This window comes from Klebsiella sp. B345 (genome assembly GCF_051131735.1).
Classification (GTDB): Bacteria; Pseudomonadota; Gammaproteobacteria; order Enterobacterales; family Enterobacteriaceae; genus Klebsiella.
In genome coordinates this window covers 2838999-2863934 of record NZ_CP180443.1, presented here as the reverse complement: position 1 = coordinate 2863934, position 24936 = coordinate 2838999, and the positions used below count along the sequence as shown (strand labels likewise).

The following is a 24936-nucleotide window of genomic DNA, read 5'->3' as shown; positions in this document are numbered from 1 at the left end:
TGTCGGACGATCTCTCAAAATTAATCCTTAGCGTGCTTGTGGCTCAATATCAGCTTATTGTGCCTAATGTGCATTCAACTTTTGATTTTATCTCTGCGGCATCTTTCTTGCTGACTTCAATAAATCCCTGCGCATCATACGGCACCTGGCGGGTTTGCTCGCCCTTAAATACCTGCTGACTAATGTCCATCCAGCTTTTATCTTTCAGCTTTCGGGCATAGAAAGATAATTCATGATTGTTGTAGGTAATTTTTGCCAACACTTTGCCTTGTGCTGTCCTGAAATCGCTATAGCAAACCGCTTTGTTATCCACCGTTATTTTGGTTGGGTCCGCAGCGGATGGTGTCGGAACGGTTAACGTTTGGCTGTGCAGTTGCTGATTCCTGACCATTATTGCGCCAGATTTTTTTCCGTTGTCATAGCAGAGGGTACCAATGGTTAGAAAGAGAGCGATCGTAATGATGGATGTTAGCCAAAATCTATTACTCGCTTTATCTAATTTTTCTTGCTGTTGTTTCACCCTTTCATTCAGGCAGATAACCTCTTTGGCTAATTCACGGCTTTCTACCTGTGCCGTTGTTAAGGAGGCTATATTATTATTCGCAGCGTTCAGATTATTGTTGACGATGGTGAATTGGTCTCGTAGGTTCGAGAGTGCTAACGCATTCTGTTCTGCTTCCCTTTTACACTGAACCGCAACACGTTTAGCCTGGCGGAGATCGGCTTCAAGGGTGCTAATTTGACGTTTTAGCCCGTTAACTTCTTCTGTATTTTCCGCCTGCCAATCCTCATCCTCATCGGCTTTCAGACGTAGTAGATCAGCAGGATTAATCCCCAGCTTTTGCATATTTGCTGCCGCCATTTTTAGCGCAGTTGCGGCTTCATTTGCGCTGCTATTATGAAGCGCAGAGCTAATAAGCTTTTTTATTCTTTTCATTAGTGTGGCCAAAATCTATTTTCGCCATATTCTACGCTTCTGAACCTGTAGAGAGGAGCGGTTCGATCAATAAAAACAGGTATCAATAACGCATTGATATTTCGATGATTGAATCGTGTGATGTACAACGGAGGACTAGCCAGAGGGAGCAAACTGGCGGAAGATCACAGGAGTTGAACCTGCCCGGGACCGCTGGCGGCCCCAACTGGATTTGAAGTCCAGCCACCTCACCGGAGATGACGATCTTCCGCGCCTCGATTGCTACATGGAGGCGGGGCGCATTATAGCTACTTTCCGCCATTTACCACATACCTAAACGCACTTTTTTACTGTTAAAACTGGACATTACAGAACAGTCCTACATAAACCCTTTCGAAATCCGAGGGTTACACTTTTTCGTCTGCATTCGGCCTACCGCGATCACAGAAAACAAGAAACATAATTTGATAACGAGATATCGCAATTCATCTTACTCCGCGGATCGTTTACAAATTCTGTAACCGGTACCAACCCGTGATACCGTTTGGGGAAGAGTGCGCACATGAAAGAACATATATTGTCCGTCAAAGAGAAGATTGGCTACGGCATGGGTGACGCCGCTAGCCATATCATTTTTGATAACGTCATGTTGTACATGATGTTTTTCTACACCGATATTTTTGGTATTCCCGCTGGTTTTGTTGGCACCATGTTCCTACTGGCGCGTGCGTTGGACGCGATTTCTGACCCCTGCATGGGGCTGCTCGCCGACCGTACCCGCAGCCGCTGGGGGAAATTCCGCCCGTGGATCCTCTTCGGCGCGATCCCGTTTGGCCTGGTCTGCGTACTGGCCTACAGCTCACCGGACCTCAGCCACAACGGCAAACTGATCTACGCCGCCGTCACCTATACCCTGCTGACCCTGCTCTATACCGTGGTGAATATTCCCTACTGCGCGCTGGGCGGCGTCATTACCGATAACCCGACCCAGCGTATCTCGCTGCAGTCCTGGCGCTTCGTGCTGGCGACGGCGGGCGGCATGCTCTCCACCGTGCTGATGATGCCGCTGGTCAACTTTATCGGCGGCGACGACAAAGCGTTTGGCTTCCAGGGCGGCATTGCGGTGCTCTCCGTCATCGCCTTCCTGATGCTGACCTTCTGCTTCTTCACCACCAAAGAGCGCGTGCAGGCACCGCCGAGCACCACCTCCATGCGTGAAGACCTGCGCGACATCTGGCGCAACGACCAGTGGCGTGTGGTCGGCGTGCTGACCATCCTGAATATCCTCGCGGTCTGTGTCCGCGGTGGCGCCATGATGTACTACACCACCTGGATCATGGGTTCAGCGGCGTTGTTTACCGTCTTCCTGACCACCTACTGCGTCGGCAACCTGATTGGCTCCGCACTGGCAAAACCGCTCACCGACTGGAAATGCAAGGTCAGCGTGTTCTGGTGGACCAACGCGATTCTGGCGGTGCTGAGCGTGGCGATGTTCTTCGTGCCGATCGATGCGGAAATCACCATGTTCGTCTTTATCTTCGCGATTGGCGTGCTGCACCAGCTGGTTACGCCTATTCAGTGGGTAATGATGTCCGACACCGTTGACTACGGCGAATGGTGCAACGGTAAACGGCTGACGGGTATCAGCTTCGCAGGCACCCTGTTTGTGCTCAAGCTCGGTCTGGCGCTGGGCGGCGCGATGATTGGCTGGATGCTGGCCGGCGGTGGCTATGATGCGGCGGCCAAAACCCAGAACGGTGCGACCATCACCATTATTATCGCGCTTTTTACCCTCGTACCGGCAGTCTGCTATGCGCTGAGCGCGGTTATTGCCAAACGCTACTACACGCTGAAAACGCCGTTCCTGGTAAAAATCATGGCCGAACTGGCCCAGGGCGCACGTCGTAACGAACAAGATTTCGCTTCAGCCCCGATCGGCAAAGAATTGCAAAACTAAGAGCCTGGCCCATTAGGCTTTTTTATTTGCCGTTTTGGCCCTGGTCAGTGCTCGCCATCTCACGTACTGCGTGTACGCTCCGGTGGTTCCGCGCTGTCCGTGGCCAAACTGGCTGCAACAATGTATGCCTACCGAGATAGGCCCTAAGAGGACGTTTTAATGAAAATCAGTGATGGAAACTGGCTTATTCAACCGGGACTCAATCTGATCCAACCCGTACAGGTCTACGAGGTGGAACAGCAGGGCAATGAGATGGTGGTCTATGCTGCTCCGCGTGATGTCCGTGAACGCACCTGGCAGCTGGATACCCCGCTGTTTACCCTGCGCTTTTTCTCTCCGCAGGAGGGTATCATCGGCGTACGGATGGAGCATTTCCAGGGGGCGCTGGATAACGGTCCGCACTATCCGCTGAATGTCCTCCCCGATGTCGACGTTGAGATCCAAAACACCGAAGCGTTCGCCGAGCTGAAAAGCGGTAACCTGAGCGTACGGGTGACCAAAGGGGAGTTCTGGGCGCTGGATTTCTTGCGCAACGGCGTGCGTATTACCGGCAGCCAGCTGAAAAACAACGGCTACGTGCAGGATACGAACACCAACCGTAATTACCTGTTTGAACGCCTCGATCTTGGCGTCGGTGAAAGCGTTTACGGGCTCGGTGAGCGTTTTACCGCCCTGGTTCGCAACGGACAGACGGTGGAAACCTGGAACGAAGATGGCGGCACCAGTACCGAGCAATCCTACAAAAATATCCCGTTTTATCTGACCAACCGTGGCTACGGCGTGCTGGTCAACCATCCGCAGCGCGTCTCCTTTGAGGTCGGGTCGGAGAAGGTTTCTAAGGTGCAGTTCAGCGTCGAAGGCGAGTATCTCGAGTATTTCGTTATCGATGGCCCGACACCGAAAGCGGTGCTCGACCGCTACACCCGCTTTACCGGGCGCCCGGCGCTGCCGCCGGCCTGGTCCTTTGGCCTGTGGCTGACCACCTCGTTCACCACCAATTATGACGAAGCGACGGTGAACAGCTTTATCGACGGAATGGCGGAGCGCAACCTGCCGCTGCACGTGTTCCACTTCGACTGCTTCTGGATGAAAGCCTTCCAGTGGTGTGATTTCGAGTGGGATCCAGTGACTTTCCCGGACCCGGAAGGGATGATCAAACGGTTGAAAGACAAAGGACTGAAGGTCTGCGTATGGATTAACCCCTACATCGGCCAGCGCTCGCCGGTGTTTAAAGAGCTGAAAGAGAAGGGCTATCTGCTCAAGCGCCCGGACGGATCGCTCTGGCAGTGGGATAAGTGGCAGCCGGGTCTGGCGATCTATGATTTCACTAACCCGCAAGCCTGCCAGTGGTACGCCGATAAGCTGAAAGGCCTGATAGACATCGGCGTTGACTGCTTCAAAACCGACTTTGGCGAGCGTATCCCGACCGACGTGCAGTGGTTCGATGGTTCCGATCCGCAGAAAATGCATAACCATTACGCCTTTATCTACAACGAACTGGTGTGGAACGTGCTGAAAGAGACCGTCGGTGAGCAAGAGGCGGTACTGTTCGCCCGTTCCGCTTCGGTGGGTGCGCAACAGTTCCCGGTGCACTGGGGCGGCGACTGCTACGCCAACTACGAATCGATGGCAGAGAGCCTGCGCGGCGGGTTGTCGATCGGCATGTCCGGCTTTGGCTTCTGGAGCCACGATATCGGGGGCTTCGAAAACACCGCACCGGCTCATGTCTACAAGCGCTGGTGCGCGTTCGGTCTGCTCTCCAGCCACAGCCGGCTGCATGGCAGCAAATCCTATCGGGTGCCATGGGCTTATGATGATGAATCCTGCGATGTGGTGCGCCACTTCACGCAGCTGAAATGCCGCATGATGCCGTATCTCTATCGCCAGGCGGCACTGGCCAGCGAGTGCGGGACGCCGATGCTGCGGTCGATGATGCTCGAGTTCCCGAACGACCCGGCCTGTGACTATCTGGATCGTCAGTACATGCTGGGGGATTCGGTGCTGGTGGCTCCGGTGTTTAGCGAAGCGGGCGAGGTGCAGTTCTACCTGCCGGAAGGCCGCTGGACGCACCTGTGGCACAACGATGAAGTGTCGGGTAGCCGCTGGCTTAAACAGACCCATGATGTGTTGAGCCTGCCGGTGTACGTGCGCGAGAATACCCTGCTGGCGCTGGGCAATAACGATCAGAAGCCGGATTACGCCTGGAACGAAGGCACTGCCTTCCAGCTGTTCTATCTGGCGGACGGCCATGAGGCGGTATGTCAGCTTCCGGCGGCGGACGGCACGGTGGTCTTCACCCTGCGGGCGAAACGTCAGGGTAATACGATCGCCGTCAGCGGCGACGGTACGGCCAGCAACTGGACGCTGTGTCTGCGTAACATTGCGCAGGTTGCTGGCGTGCAGGGCGGTACGCAGACGGGCAGTGAGTTGGGCGTGGTGGTGACCGCGCAGGGCAACGCGTTGACCATTATGTTGTGAGTTAATTCGTTAACGCCTGAGACCCTCTTCGTCGCCGGAGAGGGTTTTTTTATTCCATTTTATCTAAGAAAGTAACGTTTGTTTCATTCCGGTGATTGATCCCACAGACAGTACCGCCGTTCGGTGATAGCGTACTCTGCCGCTGAGAGGAGCCAGGAATGGATTTAGAAAATATCTTTCGTGACGTGAAGCTGAATAAAACAGAAATGACCGTTCTGCGCTTTATTCAGAACGATCCTGAACAGTGCGTGCGAGAGGGGATCCGCGCCGTTGCTGAGCGTTGCTACAGCAATCCTTCGTCGCTGGTGCGTCTGGCAAAGAAGCTCAAGTTCAGCGGCTGGCTGGAGCTGGTCTATTTCATTAAATTCAACATCACGATGCCTAAGCTCGATGTCACCAATGATATCGACTATATGAGCATTCTCCCGGCGGAGCAGGTCACCCCGCTGCTGGCAAGCCTTCAGCAGCACCGCATCCTGATCCACGGCAGCGGCTTTTCGCAGCTGATTGCCCAATATATTTATAATAAGTTCCTGGTAACCGGCGTAAATGCCAGTCTCGCCCTGTGGCCGGATTATGAAATTCTCGAGCAAAAGAACGCCGCCAAATTTGACTCGATCTGGATAGTTTCTAAATCAGGACGCAGCAGTTCGGCGCTAAATTGGGTGAAGGCGCTGGAGGGCAAGGAGATTAACCTGGTCTGCTTTACCGGCGATTATCAAAGCCCGCTGGCCCAGGCGGCGGATACCGCGTTCATTATCCACGACCCGCAGAAATTTGATGATGATATTTACTGGAGCAATCCGTTTTTTGGCTACTGCATATTAGGTTTTGAGCGCTTTCTGAAGATGTGGTTTATGCAGATGGGGATCCCCGGAGGCGGCGCTTAATGCGCCTGTCCGGGGAGTGAGCCGGGCGTTTAGTGCCAGTCGGCAAACAGTTTATCGTCGAGGTAGGCGTTAGCCAGCTTCTGCGCCAGCGACCAGGAACCGACCAGCGGGTGGGCCATCAGCGCCCGGATCGCCAGCGATTTGTCCCGCTGTAGAATGGCCGCCACCGCCAGACGTTCATACTCTTTGACGCTGGCGATCATGTTTTTCTGCGCCGTTGGCACCTGTGCCGGGGTGACCGGCTTCAGACCTTCTCTGCTCAGATCGCAGCTGATCTCAATGACATCATCAGGGCGTAAAAAATCGAGGGTGGTGTTGTTGGATATCGAGACGACAATCCGTTTGGTGGTGGTGCTGTTGACCGCCTCGAGAATATCCAGCGCCACCCCCGCGTAGCCGCCGGTATCCGGCTCTTCGATAAACTGCTGCAGGGTGAGCGGTTCGCGGGTATGGAACTTCTCCTGCTGCGACTCATTTTGCATATAGCTATTTTCCCGGCGCAGATAGTGCTTCATCCAGATATTAAACGCCGCTTCCGGGTTGGTATGGACATCCACGGTGCGCAGCTCATCGCGCATATCGCGGTTGATGCGGGCGATCTGCTCGCCGCGGGTTTCCGGCGCGTCCTGAATCGCCTTTAACGCCACTTCGCGGTAGTAGTAGTAATAGAGATATTCGTTCAGTAGCTGGTTATCACACAGCTTCACCAGCTCCGGCGAAAAATACTGCATCGCCGTTTTACGGTACAGCTCCGGGCTGGCGATCAGCCGTTCGGTTACGTCTTCCCCACGCACCGTGAAGTGGGTAAACCAGGAGAAATGGTTCAGGCCATAACACTCGACGCTAAGGTCACGCTCGTCGCAGCCCAGAATCTCCGGCAGCTCGCGGATCAGTTCCGATGGCGCATCGCAGATACCGTACACGCGGCGCTTAAAGCCCGACTTGATAATCGCTTCGGTCACCAGTCCTGACGGATTGGTGAAGTTAAACAGAATCGCATCTTCGGCGGCGTGCTCTTCGATCAGGCGACAGTAGTCCAGAATCGCCGGTATCGAACGCATCGCCATGGCAAAACCACCGGCACCGGTAGTCTCCTGGCCCAACGTATTATGCTCCAGCGCAATACGCTCATCGCGAATACGGCTCTCATCGCCGCCTACCCGCAGGGTGGTAATGACGTAATTCGTATCGGTAAGCGCCGCGACCGGATCGCGGGTAATGCTAAAATGAATATCCGGGCGGATAGCCTGAAACACATAGCGGGCGATCTCACCAAAAATGGCCAGGTTATCAGCGGAGCTGTCGAGAAATACCACTTCCGTTAAACCAATGCGGTGTGCGTTATAAGCCAGTGACTTTGCCAGGAACGCAGAGCGAACGCCGCCCCCGCCTAATACGGTTAATTTCATACATAACTCCTGATTAATTTTCTGCTAGCCAGCTATCAACCCGGGAACGGACTTGTCCCACTTTGACGCCATAAATAACCTGTACTTCATTTCTGTTGCGCACGACGCCGTTAGCCCCGGTGCTTTTTAATATGACATCGTCAACCAGATCCATATTGCGTATTGCAACCCGCAGGCGGGTAAAACAATTGTCCACGGAAATAATATTATCTTTGCCGCCTAAGCCATTAATAATCTCATCTGTCACCGCCGACTTATCATTCATCTTCTGGCGATAATCGGCTTTGCTATATAGCTTCACGTTTTCATCATCTTCGCGGCCTGGTGTTTTCAGATTCAGCTTAACCACCAGAGTACGGAAAATAACGTAGTAGACGCCAAACTGGCCGATACCGATCAGCACATAGCCAGGCCAGCGTGTTAATGACACGGGCAGTGGCAGGTTATAAATCAGGAATTCGATCAACCCCGACGCGCCCCATGGACGAACGGTAAAGATGTCGCAAATTGCCTGGGATGCGGCGGTGAGCGTGGCGTGAATAACCCACAACAGCGGCGAAACAAACAGGAAGGTGAACTCAATGGGTTCGGTAATACCGGTCAGCATTGAGGTGATGATGGCGGGCAGCAGAATCGCTTTGGCCAGCATTTTCTTCTCGGGTTTTGCGGTGTGGTAGAACGCCAGTGAGGCTCCGGCAAGGCCGAAGATGGTGGTCATCCCTTGCTGCGAGAAGCGCAGGGCGTCGTTCATCACCGGGGTCAGATCCGGATGGCGCATATAGGCGAGGAAAATGGCCTGGGTGCCGGAAACGACCTGGCCGTCAACGTTCAGCGTGCCGCCGATTTGCGTTAACTGGAACGGCGACCACACGAAATGGTGCAGGCCGGTCGGGATAAGGAATTTTTCAAAGAAGCCGTAGACGAAGACGCCCGCGACGCCGGCATTTTTCATAAACCCGGTTAATGCCGCAATGCCGTGCGTCATAAACGGCCAGATCCAGGTGAAGGCGATAGCATAGAAGATGATCACCGGCGTCATGGCTACCAGCGTCAGCTTGGCGCCGCCGTACATCGACAGCGCGCCGGGCAGTTCAATCGTTGAGACTTTATTATGGACCCAGGCGATAGTGCAGCCGAGAATAATGCCGAGGAAAACCCCCATATCGACCACCACAAACCCTAAAAGCTGTGTCTGGCCGGTGCCGTAATATTCGCCGTTAATTTTTTCGGCAATACCGTGAGTATGCTCCAGCCACGAATGGTTGGCGCCCAGAAACATGATAAAACACATCACCGAAACCAGTGCCACTTCGGTTTTTTTATCTTTTGCCAGACCGTAGCTAATACCGACGCAAAACAGTAATCCGAGATTACCGAATAATGGCCAGAAGGTATCGCCGAGTAACTGCCCCAGCTGATGTAAGAAACTGGTTTCAGAAATTAATGTGGGGTTGGTTAAGACAGAACTGAGTGCCAGAATTAAACCGATAACCGGCAAGAACAATACTGCACCGATCATTGCTCTGGAGAATTTTTGCATATTCTCCAGAGCATGTTGACGTATTACAGACATAGTTGTTCCTTTTATTTTTGTAGGTACAGGGACTTTAATTATTTTTTTTACTTCCAGTATTTTTGTTATAGCAATTCCGCTATTTGAAAGGAACAGGTTGCGGGAAATAGGTACAAACAGCCGCAATATGGCAACAGGTTTCAGTGACGGGACGGCATGAGAGGCCTTCTCCCGGTGGGGAGAAGGCTGAAGGAAAGAACGATTTAAGGGGCGACAGGGGCTGGCGCGGCCTGGGCGGTCGTGACCTCGCCGTTGCGCATGGTCTGCGCAACCGGCTGTTTATCCATATTTACTGCACTGAGCTGGCCGTTTACCGTGGGTTTCAGCGGCGCCTCTGCCAGCACGCTGCCGCCAGCGGTCAGCTGGAAGTTACCATCGCCGGTAATCGGCAAGGCCGGCCAGCCCCACTGCTGCAGAATATTCAGCGGCACGCCGCGGCCGTTGAGGCTCAGGGTGACCTGCCGCTGGGGAAGTTGCGATACCGCGGCGGTAGCCTGCAGAATGCCGCGCTCGGTAAAGGCGCTCAGCTCATTAATATTGACCGTGGAGGCGTTGGCGCTCAGTTTTAACGAGGGGCGACGGACATCCACGCGGTTAAAGGTCGCGGCAGCGGCATTCAGCGTGGCGTTACCGTTCCAGACGCCCCAGCGACGATCTTTCACCAGCTGCAATTCGCCACCGTAACCGTCAAGGGCGGTGATCTGCCACGGGAACGTAGGATCGATGTCGATCACCAGGTTACGGCTGGCGCTGAATTTCTTCAGCGTCAGGCTTTGCAGCCAGGCTGGCAGCGGCTCCATCCACAGCTGTTTCCAGTTCTCAGGAAGGGTGTACTCCAGCCCGGCAAAGGCGGCGTCATCCAGCACCAACGCGTTACCGGCGCGCAACCAGTTACCGGAAGTGCGCACCATTCCTCCTTCCCAGCGCGACGTAAACTGGCGCAGGGCAATCCCCTGAGGTGAAAATTCGGCATTGGCGATCGGGTCGAGCAAATGCAGCGAGCCGTTAATGAACTCGCTGGCATTCATCGACAGGGTTCCCTCTTCGCTCTGCCAGTCGCCGTGGCTCAGGGTCAGGTTCCGCAGGTTAAGGTCGAGGTCCGTCACCGCCCAGTCCGGCCCCTGCAGGCGCGCATCGGTCATATCAAGGCGGCCAATTTGCAGCGAAGGAATGCTGGTCAGCGGGGTGAAGAAGTCCGCCAGCGATTTATCGCTCTGCAGGCGAATTTCGTTGAGCTGTAGATTATCCACCAACCAGCTGCCGTCGGCGTTGCGTTTGGCGTTACCGGTCAGCGTCCCGCGAGCGACATCGGCGCCGAGGGTGGAGAGCGTGACCTCGCCGTTATCGAGGCTGCCCTGAATCAACACGTTGCTGGCATCAACACCGTTGAGGGTCAACGAACCGGCGCTCATCTGAATCTGCGCCTTTTTACCCAGCACATTGCCTGCTTCCGGCGCCCAGGGGCTGACGCCGCCGGTGACGCGCTGGGCGCTCAGGTCCCAGCCAGTTTCCGGGCTGTTAAACGCCATATTGCGCAACTGCAGGCGGTCGGCGGCAAAAGGTAAGGAGGCGGAGGAGGGGGAAAGGTTTAATGTCCCGTCGCTCAGCACAATCTCGTCGGCGTGCAGCGGGTCGCTGAACTGGCGGGTACTGAAGCCAATATCGACCGTTTTGGCGACCAGCGTAGGCGGCTTGCCGTCGCGCCCGAACGTCACATTTTGCAGTTGCAGATGCAGCGGTGAAGAGAAGTCGTGATCCATCTCGTCAAAGGAGACCTGCCAGCCGGTGCCGTCACTCAGCCAGGCGCTGGCCTGACGCGCGCCCCAATGGGTCTGCAGCAGGAACCAGGCGGCGACGATCGCGACCAGCAGGGCGGTCAGCAGCCAGAGCAGTAACTTTCCAGGCAATTTCATGGTCTTACATCCTGAGCGAGGCACATAAGGCTGTTATGCCCGAATTATGCGCAATCCTCAAGACAGGAATTGTGTAATCAGATGATGTGAGGCTACCGCAGGGGTCATACGCAGGTATGCCCCGGCCGCCGAATGCGACCGGGGAAGTTAAGGCAGGATCAGTTTTTCTCTGGTGGGAAGACCAGGTTCAGGACAATCGCCGTAATACCGCCGGCAGCAATCCCGGAGGAGAGCAGGTTCTTCAGCCAGTCAGGGGCGAACTGCAAAATCAGCGGCTGCTGGGACACGCCGAGCCCGACGGCCAGCGACAGGGCGATAATCAGGATCGCACGACGGTTCAGTGGCTCGCGGGAGACGATACGCACGCCGGACGCGGCGATGGTACCGAACATAACCAGCGTGGCGCCGCCCAGCACCGGCTCAGGAATGTGCTGAACAAAGCCGCTGACCGCCGGGAACAGGCCAAGCACGATCAGCATCAGCGCCACCACAAAACCGACATAGCGGCTGGCTACACCAGTCAGCTGAATAACGCCATTATTCTGGCCAAAACAGGAGTTCGGGAAGGTGTTGAAGACGGCAGAAACAAAGGAGTTCAGGCCGTTCGCCAGCACACCGCCTTTCAGGCGTTTCATATACAGCGGGCCGGAAACCGGCTGCTCGGAAACGTCGGAGGTCGCGGTGATGTCGCCGATGGTTTCCAGCGAGGTGATCATAAACACCAGCATTAGCGGCAGCAGCAGGCTCCAGTCAATGCCGAGGCCGTAGTAGAGCGGCGTTGGAACCATGATCAGGCTGTCGTTGGCCGGAGCGGCATTGGCCGGCAGCATATCGAGCAGCCAGGCTGCCAGATAGCCCGCCGCCATGGCAATGACCAGCGACGCAATGCGCAGGTACGGGTTGCGCTGACGGTTAAGAATAATAATCAGCGCCAGCACGATGCCCGCCAGCAGCAGGTTTTTCGGCGCGCCAAAAGTATGGTCCGCCATGGCCGCGTAGCCGCCGCCAATTGAGGTCAGGCCGACCTGAATCAGCGACAGGCCGATAATCATCACCACTACGCCGGAGACCAGCGGGGTGATCACTCGCCGGGCCAGGTGCAGCACGCGGGAAATGACCATTTCTGTGCAGCTTGCCAGCATCAGGGTGCCGAACAGCGCCGCCATCATCGTTGGCACGTCGGCGCCGCCGGTTTTTAGCGCGGTTCCGCCCATAATCAGCGGGGCGACGAAGTTAAAACTGGTGCCCTGGATGGAGAGCAGACCGGAGCCGACCGGGCCCCAGGCTTTAATCTGGATGATGGATGCCACGCCGGAAGCGAACAGCGACATGCTGATGATGTGCTGGGTATCCTGAGCCGGAAGGCCCAGCGCCTGGCAGATGAGTAACGCCGGTGTGATGACCGCGACAAACATTGCCAGCAGGTGCTGAAAGGCGGCAAACAGGGTTTGTGGTAAAGGCGGGCGGTCTTCGAGACGGTAGATTAATTCGCTGGTTGTTTTCGACGCAACCGGTTGCGCAACTTCTGACTCGGCGGTATTAACGGACATCACAAGCATTCCCAAAGTATCAAAGCGGGAATTTTATCGGACTGTAGTACAAAAGCAAACGTTTGCCACTCTTTGGCGGGAAATTTTTATACAAAAAACCAGACAGGAAATTTTATTAACATTTTGTATGCTTGATCGCATCAATATCAAAACAAACTATCTTTTCCTGTTATTTGCTACGTGCTTTTGCTTAAAATCTGGCTCCGATTTCTCAAGACGAGAATATATCGACACCGGGAATACCGTCGCGTGTGAATGAATCATGCGCAAATAAGGAGCTTTTTTATGTTTCACCTCGATACCTTATCGACGCTCGTTGCCGCAACCTTGGTGCTGCTTCTGGGCAGACAACTTGTCCAGAAAGTCCCCTTCCTGAAGAAATACACTATCCCTGAACCTGTTGCAGGCGGCCTGCTGGTGGCGCTGGCGCTGCTGGTGCTGAAAAAAAGCATGGGTTGGGAAATCGACTTTGATATGAGCCTGAAAGACCCGCTGATGCTGGCGTTCTTTGCGACTATCGGGCTTAACGCTAACCTGGCCAGCCTGCGGGCAGGCGGTAAAGTTCTGGGGACGTTTCTGATTGTGGTGGTGGGTCTGCTGCTGCTGCAAAATGCTCTCGGCATTGGCATGGCGAAGCTGCTGGGCCTGGACCCGCTGATGGGCCTGCTGGCCGGTTCGATCACCCTCTCCGGCGGCCACGGTACCGGCGCGGCGTGGAGTAAGTTGTTTGTTGAACGTTACGGTTTTGCCAACGCCACCGAAGTGGCAATGGCCTGCGCCACCTTCGGTCTGGTGCTGGGCGGCCTGATTGGCGGCCCGGTCGCGCGTTATCTGGTTAAACACTCCTCTTCTCCGGACGGAACGCCGGACGATCAGCTGGCGCCTACCGCGTTTGAAAAGCCTGAGATGGGCCGAATGATCACCTCGCTGGTGCTGATCGAGAGCATTGCCTTAATCGCAATCTGTCTGACGCTCGGGAAGGTGGTTGCGCAACTGCTGATGGGAACGGTGCTGGAATTGCCGACCTTTGTCTGCGTGTTGTTTATCGGCGTGATCCTCAGCAACGGTCTGGCGCTGGCGGGCTTCTATCGCGTGTTTGACCGGGCGGTATCGATCCTGGGTAACGTCAGCCTGTCGCTGTTCCTCGCCATGGCGCTGATGAGCCTGAAGCTGTGGGAGCTGGCTTCGCTGGCGCTGCCGATGCTTGCCATCCTGGCGGTGCAGGCGGTGGCGATGGCGCTGTATTCGATTTTCGTCACCTACCGCATGATGGGCAAAAACTATGATGCCGCGGTGCTGGCTGCCGGTCACTGTGGCTTTGGTCTCGGCGCAACGCCGACGGCGATTGCCAATATGCAGGCGATTACCGACCGCTTTGGCCCGTCGCATATGGCGTTTCTGGTGGTGCCGATGGTGGGGGCGTTCTTTATCGATATTGTGAACGCGTTGGTGATTAAGCTGTATCTGCTGTTGCCGATCTTTGGCTAAATCCCTGTCGTCTTTCAGGCCACAGGTGCGTTGACTACGTTTGCTTATCCCGGTCACATAGTTATCTATGTGACCGGGATTGTGATCGGGATTGCCAGGTAAAGATCCGTGCCGGCCTGTAGCCCCGGTCAGCGTCGCGCCACCGGGGACTGGGGGAACTTACTCTTCGTGCTCTTCCCACGCCAGGGCGCGTTTCACCGCTTTTTTCCAGCCGCTGTAGCGGAAGTTACGCTCGGTGGTTTCGATCCCCGGGCGGAATTCGCGTTCAATAACGGCTTTCTCCTGCAGCTCATCCAGATTTTGCCAGAAGCCAACGGCCAGGCCTGCCAGATAAGCGGCGCCCAACGCGGTGACTTCACGGACTTCCGGGCGTTCTACGCGGGTACCCAGGATGTCTGACTGGAACTGCATCAGGAAATTGTTAGCGACAGCACCACCGTCGACACGCAGCGCGTGCAGACGAATACCAGAGTCCGCCTGCATCGCTTCCAGCACATCACGTGTCTGATAGGCAATAGATTCCAGGGTTGCACGGATAATGTGGTTGGCATTCACCCCGCGGGTCAGGCCGAAGATCGCGCCGCGTGCATACGGGTCCCAGTATGGTGCGCCGAGGCCGGTAAACGCCGGGACGACATACACCCCGTTGGTATCTTTCACCTTGGTGGCGAAATATTCGGAATCGAACGCGTCGTTAATCAGTTTCATTTCGTCGCGCAGCCACTGAATAGAGGCACCGGCCATAAACACCGCGCCTTCCAGCGCATAGTTCACTTCACCACGCGGACCGCAGGCGATGGTGGTCAGCAGGCCGTGAGTCGACGCCACCGCTTTCTCACCGGTATTCATCAGCATAAAGCAGCCGGTACCGTAGGTGTTCTTCGCCATCCCCTCTTTAACGCACAGCTGGCCGAACAGTGCCGCCTGCTGGTCGCCCGCGATGCCGGCGATAGGAATACGCGTACCGCCTTTACCACCGATGTTGGTCTGACCGTACACTTCGGAAGACTTGCGTACTTCCGGCAGCATGGCGCGCGGAATATCCAGCGCGTCGAGCATCTTATCGTCCCAGTCCAGATCGTTAATATTGAACAGCATGGTACGCGAGGCGTTGGTGTAGTCGGTCACGTGGACGCGGCCCTGGGTCATTTTCCATACCAGCCAGGTATCCACGGTGCCAAACAGCAGCTCGCCGCGTTTTGCGCGCTCACGTGAACCTTCAATGTGGTCCAGAATCCATTTTACTTTGGTCCCGGAGAAGTACGGGTCAACCACCAGGCCGGTGGCCTGACGGATGTACTCTTCCATCCCGTCACGCTTCAGTTGCTCACAGATCTCGGCGGTACGACGGCACTGCCAGACGATCGCGTTATAAATCGGCTTGCCCGTTTCGCGTTCCCACACAATGGCGGTTTCGCGTTGGTTGGTGATGCCGATAGCGGCAATCTCATCGGAGCTAATATCGGCTTTCGCCAGTACTTCAACCAGCGTGGAGCTTTGGGAAGCCCAGATCTCCATCGGGTCGTGCTCAACCCAGCCTGGTCGCGGATAAATTTGTTCAAATTCGCGCTGCGATACGCTGACGATATTGGCATCATGATCCATCACAACGGCCCGGGAGCTGGTGGTGCCCTGGTCGAGCGCAACGATATATTTTTTGTCGGTCATAGTATGTGTCCCGTAGTCAGATTACAGCGAAGCGTTGTGTTGCGTTGTAGAGGAGGTCTCTTTCTCTTCCTCGACGCAGGTGTCGCATGGCAGATGGCGGCCAATCAGCTTGCGGTAGCTGAACGCGCCCAGTGCGGCGCCCACCACCGGCGCGCACAGCGGCACCAGGAAATAAGGGATATCTTTGCCGCCGGTAAAGGCGACGTCACCCCAGCCGGCGAGCCAGGCGAACGTTTTTGGCCCCAGGTCACGTGCCGGGTTCATGGCAAAACCAGTCAGCGGCCCCATTGATGCGCCGATGACGGCGATTAACAGACCAATCAACAGCGGTGCCAGCGGGCCACGCGGTATACCGTTGCCATCGTCGGTCAGCGCCAGAATCACGCCCATCAGGATAGCGGTAATCACCATTTCTACCGCGAATGCCTGCACAAAATTGATATGTGGGTTCGGGTAAGTGGAGAAGATACCGGCCAGCTCAAGACTTTCGACGCTGCCACGCACCATATTGTGGCTGTGTTCGAAATCGAAGAAAAGATTGTAGTAAAGCCCGTAAACTAACGCTGCAGCGCAAAAGGCGCCGGCAAATTGAGAAAAGATAAAGGGTACAACTTTACGCCCGTCGAAGCAGGCAAAAAGCCACAGTGCGATCGTGACGGCAGGGTTGAGGTGTGCACCGGAAACACCCGCGGTCAGATAGATAGCCATGGCCACCCCCAGACCCCAGATGATGCTGATTTCCCACTGACCGAAGCTGGCACCTGCCACTTTTAATGCGGCAACGCATCCAACCCCGAAAAAGATCAACAACCCGGTACCTAGGAACTCTGCGATGCATTGGCCTTTTAATGTTGATGTTTGGCTCATATCGAATCCTGAAGCGAAGTGGTGATTATGGTATGTATGAAGGTCGCAAGCGACCACGCTGCCATGTAGGCATAGTGTTAATTTATCGTTAACGAACAAAAACGAGAAATATCGAAATATAAATGTGTGTACTGCGTCAAGAAAATGAGCGATTTCGCGCTATAAACGCGTGTTGTGACACATCAAAGACAGTTTGATGGCGATTTTTGTTAACCCATTGATTAACAATTGCGGGAGAAGTTCCGGGGAAAAGCGCCGAATGCGCCAGGTAAAGACTGAAAAGTGTTGCAAACCGCGATCTACGCGGGTTGTCGCTGGACAGGGACGGCGGGGATTCATACAATCGACAGCATGATCACTGTAGCGCGCTTATTTTCGTTAAGGCGTCACCGCGTAGGTACACAACATCATTCGGGATGCGTCAAAACGGCCAGCGAATGAATCCTCAGCCGCTTACTGTAGTAAGCGACCGGGGCGAACCCGCTAACGCAGAAGCAGCTTGAAGGACGGCGTGTACGGGATAGTACTCTATCAACGCCTTGCAAGTTCAGGAGAGGTATGACGATGTCATTAGAAGTGTTTGAGAAATTAGAATCAAAAGTACAGCAGGCGATTGATACCATCACTCTGTTACAGATGGAAATCGAAGAGCTGAAAGAAAAAAACAACACGCTGGCGCAGGAAGTTCAGGGCGCACAGCACAGCCGTGAAGAGCTGGAACGTGAAAACGGTCAGCTGAGAGAACAGCAGCAGGGCTGGCAGGATCGTCTGCAGGCACTGCTGGGTCGCATGGAAGAAGTGTAACCCTCTCGTCCTCACCCTCTCCTGTTCGGGGGAGGGTAAGCATTTCCCCGCGTTATATATACTCTCAAGTTATAGCCAATCTTTTTTTATTCTTTAATCATTGGTTCGCTTTCTGGCACGCTTATCCCATCACAACACGACATAAAGAGAGCGGTGCGATGAATAAGTGGGGCGTTGGGTTAACTCTGTTGCTGGCATCCGCCAGCGTTCTGGCAAAAGACATTCAGTTATTAAACGTATCTTATGATCCAACGCGCGAACTGTACGAACAGTACAACAAAGCGTTCAGCGCACACTGGAAACAGGAAACGGGCGACAACGTGGTTATTCGTCAGTCGCACGGCGGTTCAGGCAAGCAGGCGACGTCGGTCATCAACGGTATTGAAGCCGATGTGGTCACCCTGGCACTGGCCTATGACGTTGACGCGATCGCTGAACGCGGTCGTATCGATAAAAACTGGCTGAAACGCCTGCCGGATAACTCCGCACCTTATACCTCAACCATCGTGTTTCTGGTTCGTAAAGGCAACCCGAAACAGATCCATGACTGGAACGATTTGATTAAACCGGGCGTGTCGGTCATTACGCCAAACCCGAAAAGCTCCGGTGGCGCGCGCTGGAATTACCTGGCGGCATGGGGTTATGCCCTGCACCAGAATAACGGCGACCAGGCTAAGGCTCAGGACTTTGTGAAGGCCCTGTATAAGAATGTTGAAGTGCTGGATTCAGGCGCTCGTGGCTCGACAAACACCTTTGTTGAACGCGGTATCGGCGACGTGCTGATTGCGTGGGAAAACGAAGCGCTGCTGGCGGCGAATGAACTGGGCAAAGATAAGTTTGAAATTGTTACCCCGAGCGAATCGATTCTCGCAGAGCCGACCGTCTCCGTGGTGGACAAAGTGGTGGACAAAAAAGGCACTCGTCAGGTGGCCGAAGCCTACCTGAAGTACCTGTACTCACCGCAGGGCCAGGAGATCGCAGCGAAGAACTACTATCGCCCACGTGACCCGGAAGTGGCGAAGAAATATGCGAGTGAGTTCCCGAAACTGAAGCTGTTTACCATCGATGATGAGTTCGGCGGCTGGACCAAGGCGCAGAAAACCCACTTCTCTAACGGCGGTACTTTCGACCAAATCAGTCAGCGTTAATCTCCCCCAACGCCCGGTTTCCTCACCGGGCGTTATCTTTTAGTCATCAAACTGCGCTACTCTTCCGGTTCTGGCTTAGACAGGAAAACATAATGCGAAGAGTGCGATACCTTTTATTAACGCTGCTGGTGGTGGTTCTGGCGGCGATTGCGGGCGGTTACTATTGGCTCCATTCCGGCAATCCGGATGCGTTGCGCAAAATTGTTCTGCAACAGTGTGTTCCCAATCAACAGCAGCACCAAAATCCCGCGCCCTGTGCGGAAGTGAACCTGAAGGGCGGCTATGTCCTGTTTAAAGACCGTAATGGCCCGCTCCAGTATCTGCTGATGCCGACTTACCGCATTAACGGCACCGAAAGCCCTCTTCTGCTTGACCCACTGACGCCGAACTTCTTCTGGCAGGCCTGGCAGGGGCGCGAAATCATGAGCCAGCGTCGTGGCTCCGCTATAGCGGATGAAGCGGTTTCATTGACGATTAATTCGCGTAGCGGACGCACGCAAAATCATTTCCATATCCATATTTCCTGCTTGCGGCCCGATGTCCGTACGCAACTGGATAAAGAAGCCTCCGTGATTAGTAGCCGCTGGCTGCCGCTGCCCGGCGGCTTAATGGGCCACGAATATCTGGCCCGCCGGGTCACCGAGACGGAGCTGGCGCAGCGCAGCCCTTTTCTGATGCTGGCGGAAGAAGTGCCGGAAGCGCGCGAACATATGGGGCGCTTTGCGCTGGCGATGGCGAAACAGAGCGACGGCTCGCTGGTGCTGTTAGCGACCGAGCGTAACCTGCTGACGCTCAATCGTGCCTCGGCGGAAGAGATTCAGGATCATAGCTGCGCAATCCTGCGATAACCCCACTATATCTGGCATTTACCTGTCTTACTGTCCGTCGTATTCTTGCTGAAAAAAACGACAGGAGACAGGTATGTCACTCTGGTTTTCCCACCCTCTGTTCATTCCTTCTATCATTGTTGGCATCACCATCCTGCTGTGGGCGACCTCGCTGCTGCCGGAATTTATGACCGCGCTGCTGTTTTTTGCCGCCGCCATGATGGCTAAAATCGCCCCGCCGGAAGTGATTTTTGGCGGCTTTGCCTCGTCGGCATTCTGGCTGGTATTTAGCGGTTTTGTCCTGGGCATTGCGATTCGTAAAACCGGTCTGGCAGACAGAGCGGCGCGGGCGCTGTCGGCGCGCTTAACCGACTCCTGGCCGCTGATGGTCGCCAGCGTGGTGCTGTTGAGCTACGCGCTGGCCTTCGTGATGCCCTCTAACATGGGGCGTATTGCGCTGTTGATGCCGATTGTCGCGGCGATGGCGAAGCGGGCGGGCATTGAAGAGGGCACTCGTCCCTGGTTCGGGCTGGCGCTGGCGGTGGGCTTTGGGACGTTCCAGCTGTCGGCCACCATTCTGCCCGCCAACGTCCCGAACCTGGTGATGAGCGGGGCGGCAGAAGGCTCCTATGGGATCCACCTTAACTATCTGCCCTATTTACTGCTGCACACTCCGGTGCTGGGCTGGCTGAAAGGCGCTGCATTGATCGCCCTGATTTGCTGGCTGTTTCCTGGAAAACCCCATCCACCGCGCGATTTGACACCTTTGTCGCCGATGAGTCGCGATGAGAAGCGTCTGGCGTGGCTGCTGGCGGTGGTGCTGGTGCTGTGGGTGAGTGAGAGCTGGCACGGCATCGGTCCGGCCTGGAGCGGGCTGGCGGCTGCGGTGGTGACGCTGCTGCCGCGCGTCGGGTTTATCAGCGGAGAGGAGTTCTCCAGCGGCGTGAATATTCGCACCTGCATTTACGTCGCCGGGATCCTCGGGCTGGCGATTACCGTCACCCAAACCGGCATCGGCGAGGTGGTGGGCAATGCGCTGCTGCACGTGATGCCGCTCGATAAAGAGAGTCCGTTTACCAGCTTCCTCGCTTTAACCGGCATTACCAGCGCCCTGAACTTCATTATGACCGCCAACGGCGTTCCGGCACTGTACACTACGTTTGCGCAGAGTTTTGCCGATGCCACCGGCTTCCCGCTGTTAAGCGTGATTATGATTCAGGTGCTGGGCTATTCAACACCGCTGCTGCCGTATCAGGCTTCACCGATTGTGGTGGCGATGGCGTTGGGGAAAGTTCCGGCGCGTTCCGGCATGCTGCTGTGTATTGCGCTGGCGGCGGTGAGCTATTTGATTCTGCTGCCGCTGGATTATCTGTGGTATCAGGCGTTGGGGAAACTATAAAAAAACCCGGCTTAGCAGGCTAAGCCGGGTTACGAATCCATCTCGTCGGGGTTTCCCGGCGTATTGAATTACGCTTTTTTCGCTGCTTCTGCTGCTTTCACGATCACCGCGAAAGCGTCTGCTTTCAGGGATGCACCGCCAACCAGCGCGCCGTCGATATCCGGCTGAGTGAACAGCTCTGCGGCGTTGGATGCGTTAACAGAGCCGCCGTACTGGATGATGACCTGCTCAGCGATTTTTGCGTCAGCTTTAGCAATGTGATCGCGGATGAATTTGTGCACGGCCTGAGCCTGAGCCGGAGTTGCGGATTTGCCGGTACCGATAGCCCATACTGGTTCGTAAGCGATAACCACGCCTTCGAAGGCGGCTGCGCCCTGAGTGGTCAGAACGGCGTCGATCTGGCGTGCACACACTTCTTCAGTTTTGCCCGCTTCGTTTTCCGCTTCGGTTTCACCAATGCACAGTACTGGGATCAGACCCTGCTCTTTCAGCACGGCGAATTTCTTAGCGATGAACTCGTCAGATTCTTTGTGGTAAGTACGACGCTCAGAGTGACCGATGATGATGTATTCAGCACCGACATCTTTCAGCATTTGAGCGGAGGTTTCACCGGTAAATGCGCCGGACTGGTTCAGGTCTACGTTCTGCGCGCCCAGGTGAATATGGCTACCTTCTGCCGCGTGCTTAGCCAGGTCGATGTACATTTCTGGCGGAGCGATCGCAACGGCACAGCCAGAAACGCCAGCCAGTTCGGTACGCAGGTTCGCGATCAGTTCGTTTACCATGTGGCGGCTGCCGTTCAGTTTCCAGTTACCCATCACTAAAGGATGTCGCATTTTAATTCTCCACGCTACTTAAGCGAATTAAGGAATATAGCCGCCCGGAAGGGCAGCATGGTCTGTCAAACAGTATAGAGATTCATCGCTGGAAAGGCTTTGCTTTTTGTCATTTATTATTGCTCTCGAGCGATTCAGATAGCGCCAGCTTAATCGGTTCAACAGCGAAGGTCAGCCCCTTTTCGCCGTGGTCTGCCACCACATAGCGTATCGCGCCTTCCGTTTCGGAGAAGTAGCGTTTGCCTTTGCCAGCGGCAAGTATTTTCTGCAATTTTTGCTGGCTCTGCGCCAGGCTTATGGTGGGGACAAAGGCGCACAATACGGCGCTCATATAGAGCTGTGCTTTGGCTTTGGCGGCTTTCTGCTCCGGCCCCTGAATAGGCAGCCAGGTGATCTGCATTGATTTTATTTTCAGCGTCCCGCGCTCCAGTGCCGCGGAGGCATAGAGATTCTCATTAATTTTGCTTGCCGCTCGCGTCAGGTTTTCCCGGTCGCGGTTAGAGGCGATAGCGCGAAACTCATTCAGCGGGAGCTTTGGATTGTCGGCGTTGAATTTTTCCCGAAACTCGCTGATGGACATATCAAAGGTGGGGGCGCCCGCCAGCAGATAGGGGGCTGTGGCGGAAGATTCTGGCTCTGCGGACAATGCCTTCTGGCCGACAGATAACGCTGTCAGCCCTATAAAACACAATGTCGTCCACATCTTCATGTCAGTCTTTCCTTTTTTTATCTGCTGACGATTAAAACGGGAACCGTCGCGCTTGTCAAAAAGTGGCAGCTTCAGGGTAAACTACGCGAATGATGATGGTAAGGAATAAAACATGACCCTACAGCAGTGGATGTTCTCAATAAAAGGGCGTATCGGACGCCGTGATTTCTGGATCTGGATGGCGATCTGGGTCCTGGCCATGTGCGTGCTGTTTACCCTGGCCGGCACCAACTTACTCAATTTGCAGACCGCGGCGTTCATGCTGGTCTGCCTACTGTGGCCGACGGCGGCGGTAACCATTAAGCGACTGCATGACCGGGGAAAATCGGGGCTGTGGGCGTTGCTGATGGTGCTGGCGTGGATGCTGCTGGCTGGCAACTGGGCGATGCTGCCCGGCGTCTGGCAATGGGGCGTAGGGCGGTTTATCCCCACTTTAATTATCGTCATGATGCTCATCGACCTGGGGGCGTTTGTGGGCACCCAGGGCGAGAATAAATTTGGCAAAGAGACGCTGGATGTGCGCTGGAAAGCGGCGTCCTGATTACCAGTAATGCTCGGCAGTCATGTGGCCCGGCCGGCGACGCAGATGTTTGGTCATCTCGCGGGTCTCTTTCAACAGCTGCTGAGTGTCACGCACCATCTGCGGATTACCGCACAGCATCACGTGGCTGGTGTCCGCCGTCATCGGCAGGCCAACGGCCTCTTCGAGTGCGCCGGTTTCAATCAGGAAGGGCAGTCGCCCGGTCAGCGAACCCGGCGCGGCCTCGCGGCTTACGACGGTTTGAATCCGCAGTTTTCCGCCATAGCGTTGTGCTAATTCACGCATCAACGGCAGGTAGCTGAGGTCGGCTTCATAGCGAGCGGCGTGGACCAGCACCAGGTTTTTAAAGCGCTCAAGGTCTTTGCCTTCCTGCAGAATGGACAGATAGGGGCCGATAGCGGTGCCCGTTGCCAGCATCCACAGGGTGTCGCAGTCCGGTACCTCTTCGAGGACAAAAAAGCCCGCGGCTTCGCTGACAATCAGTACCTCATCGCCCGGTTTCAAGGCCGCCAGGCGGGGGCTGAGTTTGCCCTCCGGTACGGTGACCAGGTAAAACTCAAGATCGGGATTGCCCGGCGCATTCACGTAAGAGTAGGCGCGCTGCACACGCTCACCGTCGATCTCCAGCCCGAGCTTGGCAAACTGCCCGGCGGTGAACGGTTGAACCGGCGCGTGGAGGTACAAGCTGAACAACGTATCGGTCCAGAACGTCACTTTTGTTACTTTGCCGCTAACCCAGTCCGCCATCTTCTTCTCCCGTTGCGCGAAGCGTTGCCTTATCTTCGTTGCACACGGCAAAGATTTCCAGCCCGACGGGGTAGAAAAGCTCTATTGATCAAATATTCCCGTGACGGAACAGGCGAGCCGGGGGAAGCCCGCTCGCCGTTTTTCATCCAGCCTTACAGAATGTGCAGCTGGATGTCCGGATCTTTACGGTCGAGATAATGAATGGACTGAATACGGCGAATGGTGCGGGATTTGCCGCGGATCAGCAGCGTTTCGGTGGTGGCCATATTCCCTTTGCGGGTGATGCCGTCCAGCAGATCGCCTTTGGTGATGCCGGTGGCGGAGAATACGACGTTATCACTGCGGGCCATCTCGTCCAGGCGCAGCACTTTGCCCGCTTCGATGCCCATCGCTTTGCAACGTGCCAGCTCATTTTCGCCGATGCGGCGGTTCTCTTCGGTATCGCCTTTGACGACATGGCGTGCCAGCAGACGGCCCTGCATGTCGCCATCCAGCGCGCGGATCACCGCCGCAGAGACTACCCCTTCTGGCGCGCCGCCGATGCCATACAGCACGTCGACTTCGCTGTCCGGCATGCAGGTCAGAATCGACGCTGCGACGTCGCCATCCGGGATCGCGAAGACCCGGACGCCGGCCTGTTGCAGCTCGGCAATGACCGCATCGTGGCGCGGTTTGGCCAGAATGGTCACGGTCAGCTCACTCAGTGGTTTCTGTAGCGCCGCGGCGATATTGTGCAGGTTTTCGACCAGCGGCAGATTGAGGTCGATGGCCCCTTTGGCCCCGGGACCGACAATCAGTTTTTCCATGTACATATCCGGCGCGTTGAGGAAGCAGCCTTTATCGCCGACCGCCATCACCGCCAGGGCGTTTGCCTGGCCCATCGCCGTCATACGGGTCCCTTCGATCGGGTCCACGGCAATATCCACCGCATCGCCGTTGCCGGTGCCGACCTTCTCGCCGATAAACAGCATCGGCGCTTCATCAATTTCACCCTCGCCAATCACGATGGTGCCATCGATATTGATCAGGTTGAGCATAATGCGCATGGCGTTGACCGCTGCGCCATCGGCGGTGTTTTTATCACCACGGCCCAACCATTTATAGCCTGCCAGGGCGGCAGCTTCGGTGACACGCGAAAATTCGATGGCCAGTTCTCGTTTCATAATCCACTCGTTGTGAAGATACATTGTGCCAGGCGTCACGGCCCGACCCTGCG

The 24936-nt window shown here is 55.5% G+C and carries 20 protein-coding genes and 1 tRNA gene; 9 read left to right on the top strand and 12 right to left on the bottom strand.

Going from position 1 to position 24936, the window contains the following annotated elements; all coding sequences use genetic code 11:
- Window positions 1–49: 49 nt before the first annotated feature.
- Together ACMYSO_RS13475 and ACMYSO_RS13470 are read right to left on the bottom strand one after the other, a co-directional pair.
- Entirely contained in the window at window positions 50–937 is an 888-nt protein-coding gene (locus ACMYSO_RS13475; RefSeq protein WP_434665233.1) for a hypothetical protein, read from the bottom strand.
- 154 nt (window positions 938–1091) lie between these two features.
- Window positions 1092–1186 (bottom strand) — tRNA-Sec (locus tag ACMYSO_RS13470).
- A gap of 292 nt (window positions 1187–1478) precedes the next feature.
- Between ACMYSO_RS13470 and ACMYSO_RS13465 the strand changes: the two genes are divergently transcribed.
- From ACMYSO_RS13465 to ACMYSO_RS13455, 3 genes are all read left to right on the top strand, one after another.
- Window positions 1479–2873: a glycoside-pentoside-hexuronide family transporter gene (locus ACMYSO_RS13465; protein WP_123757078.1), complete on the top strand. Its 1395-nt coding sequence runs from the start codon at window positions 1479–1481 to the stop codon at window positions 2871–2873.
- Window positions 2874–3032: 159 nt separating this feature from the next.
- Window positions 3033–5351: an alpha-xylosidase gene (gene yicI / locus ACMYSO_RS13460; protein WP_434665229.1), complete on the top strand. Its 2319-nt coding sequence runs from the start codon at window positions 3033–3035 to the stop codon at window positions 5349–5351.
- 158 nt (window positions 5352–5509) lie between these two features.
- Window positions 5510–6241, top strand: a complete 732-nt coding sequence (locus tag ACMYSO_RS13455; protein WP_434665226.1) for a MurR/RpiR family transcriptional regulator — start codon at window positions 5510–5512, stop codon at window positions 6239–6241.
- A 29-nt stretch (window positions 6242–6270) separates the two neighbouring features.
- On the opposite strand, the gene ACMYSO_RS13450 is transcribed toward ACMYSO_RS13455, so the two are convergent.
- The 4 genes from ACMYSO_RS13450 to ACMYSO_RS13435 all read right to left on the bottom strand — a co-directional run bounded on the left by ACMYSO_RS13450 (window position 6271) and on the right by ACMYSO_RS13435 (window position 12686).
- On the bottom strand, window positions 6271–7650 hold the full coding sequence (locus tag ACMYSO_RS13450; RefSeq protein ID WP_434665224.1) for a glycoside hydrolase: 1380 nt from the start codon (window positions 7648–7650) through the stop codon (window positions 6271–6273).
- A gap of 13 nt (window positions 7651–7663) precedes the next feature.
- Window positions 7664–9223 (bottom strand): PTS transporter subunit EIIC, encoded by a 1560-nt coding sequence (locus tag ACMYSO_RS13445; RefSeq protein ID WP_434582498.1) that lies wholly within the window; start codon window positions 9221–9223, stop codon window positions 7664–7666.
- Window positions 9224–9426: 203 nt separating this feature from the next.
- Complete coding sequence (locus ACMYSO_RS13440; protein ID WP_434665222.1) at window positions 9427–11136, bottom strand: AsmA family protein; 1710 nt, start codon at window positions 11134–11136, stop codon at window positions 9427–9429.
- 158 nt (window positions 11137–11294) lie between these two features.
- The gene (locus tag ACMYSO_RS13435; RefSeq protein WP_123757084.1) at window positions 11295–12686 is read right to left on the bottom strand and encodes a nucleobase:cation symporter-2 family protein; all 1392 of its coding nucleotides are present in this window, start codon (window positions 12684–12686) and stop codon (window positions 11295–11297) included.
- Window positions 12687–12971: 285 nt separating this feature from the next.
- Between ACMYSO_RS13435 and gltS the strand changes: the two genes are divergently transcribed.
- Entirely contained in the window at window positions 12972–14174 is a 1203-nt protein-coding gene (gene gltS / locus ACMYSO_RS13430; RefSeq protein ID WP_123757085.1) for a sodium/glutamate symporter, read from the top strand.
- 159 nt (window positions 14175–14333) lie between these two features.
- Here the strand turns inward: gltS and glpK are convergent, their stop codons facing one another.
- Window positions 14334–15842 (bottom strand): glycerol kinase GlpK, encoded by a 1509-nt coding sequence (glpK, locus tag ACMYSO_RS13425; protein ID WP_434665220.1) that lies wholly within the window; start codon window positions 15840–15842, stop codon window positions 14334–14336.
- 21 nt (window positions 15843–15863) lie between these two features.
- Window positions 15864–16709: an MIP/aquaporin family protein gene (locus ACMYSO_RS13420; protein WP_123757087.1), complete on the bottom strand. Its 846-nt coding sequence runs from the start codon at window positions 16707–16709 to the stop codon at window positions 15864–15866.
- A gap of 558 nt (window positions 16710–17267) precedes the next feature.
- Here ACMYSO_RS13420 and zapB point away from each other — a divergent pair.
- The 4 genes from zapB (at window position 17268) to ACMYSO_RS13400 (ending at window position 20887) form a co-directional block, all read left to right on the top strand.
- Complete coding sequence (zapB, locus tag ACMYSO_RS13415) at window positions 17268–17513, top strand: septal ring assembly protein ZapB (protein WP_095102595.1); 246 nt, start codon at window positions 17268–17270, stop codon at window positions 17511–17513.
- A gap of 158 nt (window positions 17514–17671) precedes the next feature.
- Window positions 17672–18661, top strand: coding sequence for a sulfate ABC transporter substrate-binding protein (locus ACMYSO_RS13410; RefSeq protein ID WP_434665218.1), 990 nt, complete (start codon window positions 17672–17674; stop codon window positions 18659–18661).
- Between the two features lie 92 nt (window positions 18662–18753).
- On the top strand, window positions 18754–19509 hold the full coding sequence (locus ACMYSO_RS13405; RefSeq protein ID WP_434665216.1) for a CDP-diacylglycerol diphosphatase: 756 nt from the start codon (window positions 18754–18756) through the stop codon (window positions 19507–19509).
- 73 nt (window positions 19510–19582) lie between these two features.
- On the top strand, window positions 19583–20887 hold the full coding sequence (locus ACMYSO_RS13400; RefSeq protein ID WP_434665213.1) for an SLC13 family permease: 1305 nt from the start codon (window positions 19583–19585) through the stop codon (window positions 20885–20887).
- A 68-nt stretch (window positions 20888–20955) separates the two neighbouring features.
- On the opposite strand, the gene tpiA is transcribed toward ACMYSO_RS13400, so the two are convergent.
- Together tpiA and ACMYSO_RS13390 are read right to left on the bottom strand one after the other, a co-directional pair.
- Window positions 20956–21723 (bottom strand): triose-phosphate isomerase, encoded by a 768-nt coding sequence (gene tpiA / locus ACMYSO_RS13395; protein ID WP_434582506.1) that lies wholly within the window; start codon window positions 21721–21723, stop codon window positions 20956–20958.
- Window positions 21724–21832: 109 nt separating this feature from the next.
- Entirely contained in the window at window positions 21833–22432 is a 600-nt protein-coding gene (locus ACMYSO_RS13390; RefSeq protein WP_434582507.1) for a DUF1454 family protein, read from the bottom strand.
- Between the two features lie 112 nt (window positions 22433–22544).
- Here ACMYSO_RS13390 and ACMYSO_RS13385 point away from each other — a divergent pair, with 112 nt between their 5' ends.
- Window positions 22545–22973, top strand: a complete 429-nt coding sequence (locus ACMYSO_RS13385) for a DUF805 domain-containing protein (protein ID WP_434665211.1) — start codon at window positions 22545–22547, stop codon at window positions 22971–22973.
- Here the strand turns inward: ACMYSO_RS13385 and fpr are convergent, their stop codons facing one another.
- Both fpr and glpX read right to left on the bottom strand, forming a co-directional pair.
- Entirely contained in the window at window positions 22974–23720 is a 747-nt protein-coding gene (gene fpr, locus ACMYSO_RS13380; RefSeq protein WP_123757095.1) for a ferredoxin--NADP(+) reductase, read from the bottom strand.
- 152 nt (window positions 23721–23872) lie between these two features.
- On the bottom strand, window positions 23873–24883 hold the full coding sequence (glpX, locus tag ACMYSO_RS13375) for a class II fructose-bisphosphatase (protein ID WP_434665207.1): 1011 nt from the start codon (window positions 24881–24883) through the stop codon (window positions 23873–23875).
- Window positions 24884–24936: the final 53 nt, after the last annotated feature.

Bases quoted from the DNA above. Each gene is read 5' to 3' on its own strand.
- ACMYSO_RS13405 (WP_434665216.1), top strand. From the start codon at position 18,754: ATGCGAAGAGTGCGATACCTTTTATTAACGCTGCTGGTGGTGGTTCTG.
- ACMYSO_RS13385 (WP_434665211.1), top strand. From the start codon at position 22,545: ATGACCCTACAGCAGTGGATGTTCTCAATAAAAGGGCGTATCGGACGC.
- ACMYSO_RS13390 (WP_434582507.1), bottom strand. From the start codon at position 22,432: ATGAAGATGTGGACGACATTGTGTTTTATAGGGCTGACAGCGTTATCT.
- ACMYSO_RS13450 (WP_434665224.1), bottom strand. From the start codon at position 7,650: ATGAAATTAACCGTATTAGGCGGGGGCGGCGTTCGCTCTGCGTTCCTG.
- ACMYSO_RS13410 (WP_434665218.1), top strand. From the start codon at position 17,672: ATGAATAAGTGGGGCGTTGGGTTAACTCTGTTGCTGGCATCCGCCAGC.
- glpX (WP_434665207.1), bottom strand. From the start codon at position 24,883: ATGAAACGAGAACTGGCCATCGAATTTTCGCGTGTCACCGAAGCTGCC.
- tpiA (WP_434582506.1), bottom strand. From the start codon at position 21,723: ATGCGACATCCTTTAGTGATGGGTAACTGGAAACTGAACGGCAGCCGC.
- yicI (WP_434665229.1), top strand. From the start codon at position 3,033: ATGAAAATCAGTGATGGAAACTGGCTTATTCAACCGGGACTCAATCTG.
- zapB (WP_095102595.1), top strand. From the start codon at position 17,268: ATGACGATGTCATTAGAAGTGTTTGAGAAATTAGAATCAAAAGTACAG.
- ACMYSO_RS13445 (WP_434582498.1), bottom strand. From the start codon at position 9,223: ATGTCTGTAATACGTCAACATGCTCTGGAGAATATGCAAAAATTCTCC.
- ACMYSO_RS13435 (WP_123757084.1), bottom strand. From the start codon at position 12,686: ATGTCCGTTAATACCGCCGAGTCAGAAGTTGCGCAACCGGTTGCGTCG.
- ACMYSO_RS13440 (WP_434665222.1), bottom strand. From the start codon at position 11,136: ATGAAATTGCCTGGAAAGTTACTGCTCTGGCTGCTGACCGCCCTGCTG.
- gltS (WP_123757085.1), top strand. From the start codon at position 12,972: ATGTTTCACCTCGATACCTTATCGACGCTCGTTGCCGCAACCTTGGTG.
- ACMYSO_RS13455 (WP_434665226.1), top strand. From the start codon at position 5,510: ATGGATTTAGAAAATATCTTTCGTGACGTGAAGCTGAATAAAACAGAA.
- ACMYSO_RS13400 (WP_434665213.1), top strand. From the start codon at position 19,583: ATGTCACTCTGGTTTTCCCACCCTCTGTTCATTCCTTCTATCATTGTT.
- ACMYSO_RS13465 (WP_123757078.1), top strand. From the start codon at position 1,479: ATGAAAGAACATATATTGTCCGTCAAAGAGAAGATTGGCTACGGCATG.
- glpK (WP_434665220.1), bottom strand. From the start codon at position 15,842: ATGACCGACAAAAAATATATCGTTGCGCTCGACCAGGGCACCACCAGC.
- ACMYSO_RS13420 (WP_123757087.1), bottom strand. From the start codon at position 16,709: ATGAGCCAAACATCAACATTAAAAGGCCAATGCATCGCAGAGTTCCTA.
- ACMYSO_RS13475 (WP_434665233.1), bottom strand. From the start codon at position 937: ATGAAAAGAATAAAAAAGCTTATTAGCTCTGCGCTTCATAATAGCAGC.
- fpr (WP_123757095.1), bottom strand. From the start codon at position 23,720: ATGGCGGACTGGGTTAGCGGCAAAGTAACAAAAGTGACGTTCTGGACC.